The following is a 1852-nucleotide window of genomic DNA, read 5'->3' as shown; positions in this document are numbered from 1 at the left end:
TTGTCACTGACAATGCAAGCCGGCTTCCCGTGCAGGCGAACCAGCGCATCCAGTTCGCGCGCCACCCGAGCGCCGGAGATGCTGGTGTCCGCCGCCAGGCACAGGTTCTCCCGGCAGCAATCATCATTGATCGCCAGAATCCTGAACTTTCGCGATGCCCCGAACGTATCGGCGACAAAGTCCATCGACCAGCGGTCGCCTGGGCGAAGTGCTCCCGGCACCGGCGTCCGACTGCCCCGGGCGCGCTTGCGGCCGCGCCGTCGGCGTACAGACAAGCCTTCTTCCCGATATAGCCGGTAGAGCTTCTTGTGGTTCATGCTCATGCCCTTGCGCTCCAGCATGACGCCGATCCGGCGATAGCCGAACCGACGGCGCTGCCCTGCAATCTCCCGCATGGCTTCGCGGATCGCTCCGTGGTCCGGCGGGCGTTCGCGCCTGACCGTCTTGGGATCGACGCCAATCAGCACGCAGGCCCGGCGCTGCGAGACCTGGTAGTCCCGCATCACACCGAGCGCCACGTCGCGCCGCTGGCCCGGCGTCGTCAGCCTTTTCCCAGCAGGTCTTTCAGTATCGCGTTGTCCAGCATGCTGTCGGCTAGGAGCCGCTTCAGCTTGCCGTTCTCGTCCTCCAACTGCCGCAACCGATGGGCATCGGAAACCTCCATGCCGCCATACTTCGCCTTCAGCTTGTAAAAGGTCGCCGTGCTCAGGCCGTGCTTCCGGCAAACCTCGACCGTTGGAAGCCCTGCCTCCTGCTCCTTGATCATCCCGATGATCTGCGCCTCGGTGAAACGGCTCTTCCTCATGCGTCTGCTCCTTCCTCGTGGGCAGACTCTACATCAGAATGAGGGACCTTTCGGGGGGCAGGTCAGCCGGGCCAAACCGGCCATTTCGCTACCGGCTAGGTTCGGTCACGACATGACAGCGCGGCGCCCGGATCGCACGCGGGTCTGTCGGTATTCATTTTCCTACACCTCCCCACATGCGATAAATGATCCGGTTCACTCCGGCGCGGTTGCGTCGGGGCTTTGGCTCCAATCCTTGGGGGTGAACCATGTCCGATCGTTCGAACTCTTCGTATCCCACGTCTGCCGGGCGGGGGTGGATTCCGGCTTCTCGGGATATCGGGTTGCCGGGGGAGTGCTTTCCTCGGCGTGGGCGGGAGGCTGGCAGCGATCCCGACGTTCGGCGGGATGACGGCTGGGCGGGCGATCTGGAGGCTCTCGGGCCGGATGCGCTCGGGCCGGATGCGCTCGGGGCGCAGGCTCCGGGTCGGCGGGGCGCGGCGGAAAAGGTCGGGGAGCGCGAGGGCGATGGCCCTCGCACTTCTCCTTCTTCCCCTTCCTCGCCCTTGAACGGCCCCGACGAACCCTTCCACGATCCCGACAGGCTCGAGCCGCAGCACGGCGCGCCCGGCGAGGATGCGGGGTGGTCTCCGGCGCGGAAGGTTCGGTTCCTGCATCATCTGGCCGAGAAGGGCGACGTGCGGGCGGCGGCCTCGCGGGTGGGGTTGACGCGGCAGTCGGCCTATTTGCTCCGGCGGCGGGATGCGGCTTTCGCGCAGGGGTGGGAGGCGGCGCTGGGGCTGGCGCGGCGGCATGTCGAGGCGGTGTTGGCGACGCGGGCGCTCGATGGGGTGGAGGAGCCGGTCTTCTATCATGGCGAGCAGGTGGCGGTGCGGCGGCGCTATGATGCGCGGCTGCTCTTGGCGCATCTGGCGCGGCTCGACCGGGCGGCGGCGAGCGAGGGTGTCGCCGACCTGGCGGCGCGGTTCGACGAGGTGTTGGCGGTGGTCTCGGGCGCGGCGCCGGACGAGCTGGTGCCGGTTCCGGCGAAAGCAGCGGCGGCGGGGG

General features: G+C 67.7%; 1 protein-coding gene and 1 pseudogene. One reads left to right on the top strand and one right to left on the bottom strand.

The window, feature by feature from the left end:
* Window positions 1-805: pseudogene (locus L284_RS48825) on the bottom strand (transposase); the annotation flags it as partial.
* A 323-nt stretch (window positions 806-1128) separates the two neighbouring features.
* On the opposite strand from L284_RS48825, the gene L284_RS46950 reads away from it, so the two are divergent.
* On the top strand, window positions 1129-1852 hold a 724-nt coding region (locus L284_RS46950), incomplete at its 3' end, for a hypothetical protein (RefSeq protein ID WP_152524712.1).

This window comes from Novosphingobium lindaniclasticum LE124, assembly GCF_000445125.1.
GTDB lineage: Bacteria > Pseudomonadota > Alphaproteobacteria > Sphingomonadales > Sphingomonadaceae > Novosphingobium > Novosphingobium lindaniclasticum.
The sequence above is the reverse complement of the archived record's forward strand: the minus strand, read 5'-3'. Positions and strand labels throughout refer to the sequence as shown.